The 8,727-nt window shown below is 57.4% G+C and carries 5 protein-coding genes; 1 reads left to right on the top strand and 4 read right to left on the bottom strand.

Features of this window, described 5'->3' with window-relative positions; genetic code table 11:
- The first annotated feature begins 275 nt into the window (after positions 1-275).
- A complete protein-coding gene (locus tag E4J93_RS06940) occupies positions 276-665 on the top strand; it encodes a (deoxy)nucleoside triphosphate pyrophosphohydrolase (protein ID WP_147588740.1) in 390 nt (129 codons plus the stop codon).
- Positions 666-690: 25 nt separating this feature from the next.
- On the opposite strand, the gene E4J93_RS06935 is transcribed toward E4J93_RS06940, so the two are convergent.
- The 4 genes from E4J93_RS06935 to E4J93_RS06920 form a co-directional block, all read right to left on the bottom strand.
- Entirely contained in the window at positions 691-3,621 is a 2,931-nt protein-coding gene (locus tag E4J93_RS06935) for a DUF3427 domain-containing protein (protein WP_187231648.1), read from the bottom strand.
- Positions 3,622-3,761: 140 nt separating this feature from the next.
- Entirely contained in the window at positions 3,762-4,706 is a 945-nt protein-coding gene (locus tag E4J93_RS06930) for a hypothetical protein (RefSeq protein WP_147588738.1), read from the bottom strand.
- Positions 4,707-5,387: 681 nt separating this feature from the next.
- Positions 5,388-6,407: a hypothetical protein gene (locus E4J93_RS06925; RefSeq protein WP_187231647.1), complete on the bottom strand. Its 1,020-nt coding sequence runs from the start codon at positions 6,405-6,407 to the stop codon at positions 5,388-5,390.
- Between the two features lie 182 nt (positions 6,408-6,589).
- Positions 6,590-8,137 (bottom strand): aminotransferase class I/II-fold pyridoxal phosphate-dependent enzyme, encoded by a 1,548-nt coding sequence (locus tag E4J93_RS06920; protein ID WP_370511760.1) that lies wholly within the window; start codon positions 8,135-8,137, stop codon positions 6,590-6,592.
- Between the last annotated feature and the right edge of the window lie 590 nt (positions 8,138-8,727).

The following is an 8,727-nucleotide window of genomic DNA, read 5'->3' as shown; positions in this document are numbered from 1 at the left end:
CCCGATGGACCATGCTGAAAAACGAGGGCGGCCATGGTTGACAAAACCATAGAGACACCCCCCGCTCCTTAAGACGGTCGTATATATTTTGCATTGCAACCTTCATATGCAGCGAATCGGTCAATATGATCTTAGGCGATCTAGCCAATATGATCTTTAAGTCACCACAATGCGAGCGATATACGGTCAAATTGAATAGACGGGTGGACTTCTCACCCACTTCAAAGTACGAGATTTATACTATCTTCGATTACACAGCGTTATCGGAGCACACCATGAAGACCATTCGCGTGGCAGCCGCCATCATTGTAAAAAATAACCGTATCCTCGCAGCACAACGCGGATACGGCGAGTTCAAGGGCGGTTGGGAGTTCCCCGGCGGCAAGCTCGAGGAAGGTGAGACCGGTGAGCAGGCGTGTGTTCGCGAGATCCAGGAAGAACTGAGCGTCACCATCGAGGACCTTAAGCACCTCTACACCGTCGAACACGACTACGAATCGTTCCACCTCTCCATGGAGTGCTTTACTTGCACCATCGCATCGGGTGAAATACAAGATACCGAGCACGAAAACCTACGCTGGCTCGATCGCAACACTCTCTGGTCCGTCGACTGGCTTCCAGCAGACATCAAGGTGGTAGAAGCTCTCGAAGCCGCGCTTGCGTAAGTGAGCAGCAGCCTCCGTCTTGTTTTTACTCGACTTCCTCGGTCTCATTTAGGTCGGCCGTCATGAATTCATAGATGTCATGCCGAACTGGGCAATCCAAGCGGTATGTGATCTCGACCGCCTTCTTATTTGCACCGGGCATCACGATTTGCTCAAACTTGCCGATGGGATACATCTCGCCCAGGAAATAGAACTCCTTACTTCCCTCATCATTCTTGTTCTTACGCATAAACAGATACGTCCTCATCCCATTATCCGGCCATTCCTTCAGCCGCACGATCTCAGGTGACGAGAGATCACGCGGTTGTTTAGAAATAGCCACCAGCTCCCGATCCGATAGGAAGCGATCTTCATATTTGATCGAATCGCTAATCTCAGGATCCTTGTCGTAGTTAATAAAGACGGGATAGGTGTTGGTTTGCTTATCGTACTTATAGCCACCGATATTCTGCCCGTTGATATTCTTGTCCCACTCAAGCAGGCGGCACACTTCCTCATAGGTGTACTTCCCGTATAGAACAAAGTTAGTATCCTTATACGGCTCACCATATGAGGCGTAGTAGCGGCTCAATCCAAACTCAACAACCTCCAGCACCTGTCTTGCAAACTCCTCGTCCTGCAGCGCCTGGGAGAATGCACTCGTCAGCGCATAACCGTCATCGTCCGCCATGACCAACGGCACAAAATCCTTGCCCGCAGAAAAGTCGCCATACAGAACGGCATGTGCCGAGATAATCGTGCTTGCCACGGATGCCTTCTTATAGCTCTGCAAGGCGGTATCGATAAGTTCAACCGACGATGCCTCATGGCCCAATAACAGCTCGCGCAGCATAAACAGCTCTTCGAAGCGCTTTCCATTCGCGAGCTTCTGGGAAATGAACCTCAAGATCGAGCATTTCTGTTTGCTGAACGATACGTTGTATTCCTTCTCATATTTCGCAAGAAACGCGTGATACGAGCCGAACTTCTTAAAGATGAGCAGCGGATCGATCGAGCCGTTGCGGTCGAACTCTTGGAGCGCAGGGATGCGGCCAAGCATCTGGCGAAGATCCGCATACTCACTACGCAGGAACCTTGCCGCGGTAAAATCACCACCATCGATAGCGCGATAGATTCGCGCCTCGGACACACGATCGAAACTGACCGTAGAGGCTCCCGGGATAACCGATGTGCCTTCCTTCACGATCTTGCGAAGCGTATCCTTGTTGTACGTTTTATCACCTGACAATGCTACAGGAACAAAGAAGTTTCGCTGGTAGTTACCAATAAAATCAAGAACGAGGGTACTTTCCTTTCCCCTCTCCTTACACTTTCTCAAGCCGCGGCCAAGCTGTTGAGTGAAGACGATGGCCGACTCAGTGCGGCGCAGCATGATAATCTGATTCACCGAAGGAATATCGATGCCCTCATTAAATATGTCAACAGAGAAAATATACTCGAGCTCACCTGACTCAAGCCGAGCGATGGCCGCATCGCGCACGATGTCCGAGTCTGAACCGCTCAGCGCCGTTGTGCGATAGCCACGGTTGTTGAACATCGCGGAAAGCTTCTCGGCCTCATCGTTTCGATTGCAAAAAATGAGACCACGTATATTCTCTTTGTCGACCGTATATTGCTCGATCTTTTCCACGATATGACGAACGCGCTCTTCCGATGTCAATCGAGCGAAGAGCGAGACGTCATCCTTTTCCTCGTAGTCAATTGACAAGTCTGCGATTCCAAAATAATGGAACGGGACAAGCATTTCGTTTGTGAGCGCATCCTGTAGCGTGATCTGGTACGCAATCATATGATTGAAGACCGCAAAGACATCGTAGCCATCGGTTCGGTTGGGCGTCGCCGTCATGCCCAGGTAGAAGTCCGGCGCAAAATGCGCCATGATATCCTGATAGCTCTTCGCTCCCACGCGATGCGCCTCGTCAATCACAATATAGTCAAAGTGCTTGGGATCGAAATCATCCAGATGCTTGCAAAGCGTCGAGCACATCGCGAACAAGCAGGTCGCCTCATAAGGTTGCTTGCTTCCCGGCTCATACATCGCGTAGCTGTACGTATCACCAAGCAGGCGCCTGTAGCTACGACACGAAGCATCCAAGATGCGCTGTCGGTGCGCTAAAAACAACACGCGCCGGGGTTTTACCGCCGCGACCTCGAATGCAGACAGATACGTCTTACCGGTACCCGTAGCCGAAACAAGAAGCGCCCGGCTCTCGTTGCGAGCATGCAGTAATGAAAGCGCCTCCAAAGCCTTGCCCTGCATTTTGTTTGGTTTGATCTGTTTTAAATTATCCAACTCAACGCTCGGGACCTGCGGCTGCTTGAATGCTGCAAGATGCTTACCCGGCTTTGGATCACCTGCAGAACGATACGTCCGATATTCCTCGATCCACTCTTCCGTTAGTAGCGCTGTATCTACGTCGCACCATAAGGCGTCAAACTCCGCACGTACGGATTGAAACATCTCGCCCCGTTCGTGAGACCTAAACAGAACGTTCCATTCCTTATTGCACGTAAGCGCCTTTTGCGTGAGATTGGAGCTTCCAACGATAATGGTCGCCGCACCATTCAATTCAAACACATAGCCCTTAGCATGCAGATTGCCCTGATAGACTCGCGTTTCAATGTTGTCGTATTCAAGCAGCTTCTTAAACACTTGAGGTTTATTGAAATTAAGATACGTGGAGGTAAGGATACGTCCGTGGACGCCTTTTGACTGGAGCTCGGCAAGAACCTGCACCAACGGCTGAAGGCCAGATTCCGCAACGAACGCCACACACAAATCAAACGAATCGCAGGCAAGAAGCTCGCGCTTGATTATGGCAAGAAGGCTATCACCGCGAACCTTCGAATTGACCAAGATATTAGGCCGAACCTCCTCGTCCGAAGGCGAAGAGGAGTCTACAAATGCGGTTTTCGCACCGGCAATTACCTGGCTTTGGAAATCGAGCTTGTTCATAGTCGGCCTTTCAGTCATTTCGCCTTTGAACCCAGAATAGCAAAACGACGGATCACAGGCCTCAATTCTGCAACGAAGCCAAAATTGCTGCCAGCGCAGCAGACAGTTGAGAGCACTAGCACGTTAATTAATATCGCCTGTCACGCCCCCTCCCTGTTGACCCCCAGGTTCATGATGGCTGGGAGGAGCCGGGCACGCAGGACCTGCTGACGCAGCGCGAAGGCCTTATCGCGGATACGTAGGCGGATGCCCATGGCGCGAACGAGGTCGGATACAAGCCGGTCGAACAACAGGTCGCTCACGAGGTCTTCGTACCAGACGTTGAGGATCGTGATTCCCGAACCAACGATCTCGTTTTGTCTGCGATCATCCCGACCCACCTGTTCGACAGAATGAAACTTGCGACCCTTGTACTCGAGGCCCACCGCGCATGTAGGAAACGCCACGTCAACATAGCGCGTGCCCAACGACGTGGATACCTCGTAGTTCAGGCGAACCGGACCGAAGCCATAACCACCAAGCCGGCGCGGAAATGTGAGCAACGCGCACAGCACGGTCTCCATGGGCGAATTTGACCCATCGCGCACGAGCTCCAGCGCGGCGCGCGCCTTCTGTATTCCCGCGCAACCCTGGCGGTAACCCATCATGCTGCCGATCTTCTCGATGGAAGTCATGGGGGCATCGGTATTGATAAGCCCGTCCCAAGAAGTATCGAGCACGTACGTTCCGCACATCTCGAACCCTATAAGCGCAAGGTCGATCACATCGAGACCGGGACACGAGCCCATGTCGCAAAAAGCAAGCTCCGGGCCGCTTACCATGAGGCCGGGGCGCGCACGAATAAAAGAACGGCGGGACAACTCTCCCACATAACGATGGCATATCACATCCGAACGGCCGCAACGCTTCACGAATCCATCGACGGCAAGATGGAAGGGCCCTGTCACAACGCCCTCGCGCTCCATATCTTCCTGCAGCATATCGGGAGCACGCAACGAGCAGCCCGCCGGACGGCTCGTGCGCGGCCGCTCCAGCAGATCGGGCAGCAGACGCCCGCTCGCGCGCAGCAGCTCCCATGCAGACATAGAACACGGACAAATGATTGACCCCGACATTCACAACCACCTCTCCCTCGTTCGCGATTGCGAGTGTGGTCAAACTACCCAGCTGCGTGGCCGCCCTGTCACTTACAGACAAGATATGCAAAAGAGAATTACGGCACGACCGGGTATTTTGACACGGTTGGCCACAGAAAAACGACATCCGTGGATGCACATGAGAGCAAAGGGCAGCAGATCAAGCGAGAACGGAACGCGATAATACGGGAAAGGACGCCCAAGCACACGCAAAGAGGGGCTCTCGCGCCACACAGCTTGGCAATTTGACCAGCAGTAAGAAAATGAACATGCAGGCCGATAGGATCCCGTGAATAGACGTGTATAACAAGCGCTATAAAACCAGGTTATAGCCCATCCGCCTGCATAAGACATATCCAGCAGAGCGATCAATGGCCAAAAGCATCCCTCGGCCAGAGGTCCCGTAGCGAATGCAACCGGAAGCACCCCCGTTCAATCCGACCCCTCCACCCTGCCCCGCAAAACGGTCGATGAAGACGAGGGAGCCATGTACGGCAATCCAACCCTGCGCGCGAAGCATACAAAAAGCCCGGGAGGCAGCCTAGCTGTCCTCCCGGGCTCATGCGCGCATATGCTCAAACGAGAGCATCAAGATACCTGACGGCGCACAGCGTCGGCAACGGCAACCGCTTAGTAGCGGCCACCACCGAAGCCGCCACGGCCGCCACGGTCGCCACCGCGGCCGCCGCCGAAGCCGCCACGGTCGCCGCCGAAGCCGCCACGGTCGCCGCCGCGGCCGCCGAAGCCGCGGTCATCACGACGCGGACCGCGATCGTCGCGGCCGCCGAAGCCGCCACGGCCGCCGCGGTCGAAGCCGCCGCGACCACCACGGTCGCCACCGCGATCGAAGCCGCCACGGCCACCGCGGTCGCCACGGTCGCCGCCACGGCCGCCACGGTCGAAGCCGCCGCGGTCGCCGCCACGGCCACCACGGTCGAAGCCGCCGCGGCCGCCACGGTCGCCACCGCGGTCGAAGCCGCCACGGCCGCCACGGTCGCCGCCACGGCCGCCGAAGCCGCCACGGCCACCACGGTCGTCGTCGTTATCGAGGCCCATAGCGGTAAGCGGGTCGATGACCTTGCTGAGCAGGGCAAAAAGCTGCTCGGTCTCCTCGTCGGTGAGGCTGGGAACGAGCTTGTCCTGCTTCTTGGCCAGAACGCCCACGCGGGTCACAGCATCGTCGCTGGTGTACACGACAACCTTGCGCATGTCGGGCTCGTCGGCCGGCTCGACGCGGGCAACGATGTCGGAAGCCTCGGCCTCGGCCAGCAGCGAATCGAGCTCGCGCAGGCGCATGCCCAGCAGATCCGCCATCTCCTTCTGCTCCATCTTGGGCTTGAGCTCCAGGAGCTTGAGGGCGCGCTTCAGGTCCTCCATGCGGGCAGCGCGAGCCTCGGCCTCGCGAGCCATCACGGCACGGCGGGCGCGAAGCAGGCGGGCTGCGCGGTTGGCCTTATCAAACAGTTCATCATCGGTGCTGGGAGCCTCGTCCTCGGCCTCAACCTCGGCCTCGACAGCCTCCTCGGCATCGTTCTCTACAACGGTCTCCTCGAGGGCAGCCTGCTCCTCGATGGTCTCCTCCACTGCCTCGGCAGCGGTCTCAACTACGGTCTCTTCCATGGTCTCATTCGTTTCGTTGATCTCAGACATTGAATCCTCCTGCGCTTCCGCGCGTGTTGGGCGGCTCATCTCTTGCGCCGCTTCTCAAACGAGCACGGTATTCTCCTCACCGTGCCAGCCAGGCCTTTCGGCCGGTCACCCAGTTTAGGTGTCCGCACCCATAAATACGTGGACAACCTGTGACTCCACAGGAAAGCCGCGATACGCGCCGCTTACGCCTGACGGTAATGCGCCATGAAGTCCGCCAGATCCTCCATGCACTCCTGCAGCACGTCCATGCGCGGCAGGTACACCACGCGGAAGTGGTCGGGCTGGCCCCAGTTGAAGCCCTTGCCCGGCACGATGAGCACGCGCTTCTCGTGCAGTAGGTCGAGCGCGAACTGCTCGTCGTTCGTGATGTTGAACTTCTTCACGTCGATCTTCGGGAAGATGTAGAACGCCGCCTTGGGTTTGACCGCCGTGATGCCCGGGATATCGTTGAGCGCCTTATATACGTACTCGCGCTGGTCGTAGATGCGCCCGCCAGGCACCACGTAGCCCTCCACACTCTGATGCCCGCCCAACGCCGTCTGCACGATCGACTGAGCCGGCACATTGGAGCACAGGCGCATGTTCGACAGCATGTTGATGCCCATGATGAAGTCCTTCGCGCAGCGCTTGTTGCCCGAAAGAACCATCCAGCCGATGCGGTAGCCCGCGATCATATGGGACTTGGACAAGCCCGAGAACGTGATGCAGAACAGGTCGGGCGCGAGCGACGCGATAGACACGTGCTCCTCGCCATCCATCACCAGGCGGTCGTAGATCTCGTCGGAGAAGATCATGAGCTGGTGCTTGCGCGCGATCTCGACGATGCCCTCGAGGACCTCGCGCGGATACAGCGCACCGGTGGGGTTGTTGGGGTTGATGATAACGATGGCCTTGGTGCGCGAGGTCACCTTGCTCTCGATATCGGCCAGGTCCGGATACCATTCGGCCTCCTCGTCGCACACGTAATGCACGGGCGTGCCGCCCGAGAGCGTGGCGCACGCGGTCCACAGCGGGTAATCGGGGCTGGGGATCAAGATCTCGTCGCCCGTATCCAAAAGCGCCTGCATGCACAGGTTGATGAGCTCCGACACGCCGTTACCGGTGTAGATGCTATCCATGTCCACGTTGGGCAGATGCTTGAGCTGCGCATACTGCATGATGGCCTTACGCGCCGAGAACAGGCCCTTGGAATCGGAGTAGCCCTCGCAGTCGGGCAGCTGCATGCGCATGTCGGCGATAACCTCGTCGGGCGTACGGAAGCCGAACGGCGCCGGGTTGCCGATGTTGAGTTTGAGGATGCGCTTCCCCTCGGCCTCCATGCGGCTCGCCTCGTCCACCACGGGGCCGCGGACGTCGTACAGAACGTTATCGAGCTTGGAAGACTTTTTAAATTCGCGCATGGTGGTGCTCCCTTGGGATTGAATGGATTGCGAGGTAGAAAGGGCTGGCCGGCTATCAGGATGCCGAGCAGCCGACCGGCTGGAAGGGGAAGCCGGCGCGGCCGCGCACGCGGGCGGGGCGTCCAGGTGGGCATCGGACGGCAGCGGGGCGTCGCCGGATTCCAGCCAGGACGCGTCCACGTCCAAGATGGCGGCGAGCAGGCGAACCATATCGGGACGCGGCATGGTCTTGCCGCTCGCATATTGGCTCACCTGGCTTTTTCCCAGGCGGCCCCCGTAGTCGCCCGCCAGGCGCACGAGGTCGGCCTGCTTGAGGCCGCGCTCGCGCATCGCCTGTTTAAGACGGAGGGAAAATTCCGTTTCTGCCACATCTACCTCCTTAAGTTCAATTTGTTAACGATGAACGGCACTGGAGTTCAATTTCTTTTCCAGTAGAAGTTCAATTTCAATCGAGTGTAGCGCAACGGAATTGAACTTTTGCAGAACAATCGACGAGAGAACCCTCGACATCGTTTCTGCACACGATGCGCGCCCACGCGCAGGCGCCTATGCGCTCGCGGACGACGGCGGTCGGCGCGCGCGAAAGCCTCCCTTCAAGGAAGGCATCACCGACCTCGACACGGGCACCGTTCTCTACGACGCCAGCGTGGCAGAGCTGGTCAACGGCCGCGAGCTCACGATACCGCTCGCCGCACCGACGCGTCGCCATCCATCTGAAGCATCATAAGCGCATCGCCGCCGCATCCGCCACGCCAGAGGGCAAGGGCGCTCCCGCCGACACGGCACGCCCCCGAGGTGCTCGACCCGCCACGCTTCCAGCCGCTGCCAGCACCCCCAGCATCGCAGACGATTACGCCAAAGCGGACGGGCTCAAGCCTTCGACGGCCAAGCGCATTGAACTGCCTCCCATTTCTTGAACA

The organism is Collinsella sp. BA40, assembly GCF_008014645.1.
GTDB lineage: Bacteria > Actinomycetota > Coriobacteriia > Coriobacteriales > Coriobacteriaceae > Collinsella.
Note: the sequence above shows the minus strand (reverse complement) of the source record. Positions and strands in the feature narration are given on the sequence as shown.

Bases quoted from the DNA above. Each gene is read 5' to 3' on its own strand.
- E4J93_RS06940 (WP_147588740.1), top strand. From the start codon at position 276: ATGAAGACCATTCGCGTGGCAGCCGCCATCATTGTAAAAAATAACCGT.
- E4J93_RS06935 (WP_187231648.1), bottom strand. From the start codon at position 3,621: ATGAACAAGCTCGATTTCCAAAGCCAGGTAATTGCCGGTGCGAAAACC.
- E4J93_RS06930 (WP_147588738.1), bottom strand. From the start codon at position 4,706: ATGTCTGCATGGGAGCTGCTGCGCGCGAGCGGGCGTCTGCTGCCCGAT.
- E4J93_RS06925 (WP_187231647.1), bottom strand. From the start codon at position 6,407: ATGTCTGAGATCAACGAAACGAATGAGACCATGGAAGAGACCGTAGTT.
- E4J93_RS06920 (WP_370511760.1), bottom strand. From the start codon at position 8,137: ATGCGCGAGCGCGGCCTCAAGCAGGCCGACCTCGTGCGCCTGGCGGGC.